Source organism: Paraburkholderia sp. RL18-085-BIA-A (assembly GCF_046027075.1).
GTDB lineage: Bacteria > Pseudomonadota > Gammaproteobacteria > Burkholderiales > Burkholderiaceae > Paraburkholderia.
The window spans coordinates 1-262 of record NZ_JARESU010000715.1 but is presented as its reverse complement, the minus strand read 5'-3'; the positions used below and the strand labels follow the sequence as shown (position 1 = coordinate 262).

Sequence of the window (262 nt, the reverse complement as noted above, 5' to 3'; positions counted from 1 at the left end):
TGTTTCTTCAAGGGGCCCGGTCAGAAGATATTCCTCCTTGATCGGCTGGGGACACGCCCTCGGGTAGATGCATGACGATCCGAAGAATACAAGCCTCGTCACGCCGCTTATATAGGCGGAATGGATGACGTTTGCCTGTATCAGCAGGTTCTCGTAAAGAAAAGAAGCTGGCGCCGCCGAGTTCCAGTATATTCCGCCCACCTTGGCCGCAGCGAGAAGGACGACGTTGATCTGCTCTGAGTGAAAGAAGCGTCTGACGGCG

1 protein-coding gene is annotated in these 262 nt (G+C 55.0%); it reads right to left on the bottom strand.

All coding sequences use genetic code 11. The annotated features are described in order from the left end of the window. Nucleotides 1-262, bottom strand: a 262-nt coding sequence (locus P0D89_RS54525; RefSeq protein ID WP_408371650.1) for an NAD-dependent epimerase/dehydratase family protein, incomplete at both ends; no start/stop codon positions are given.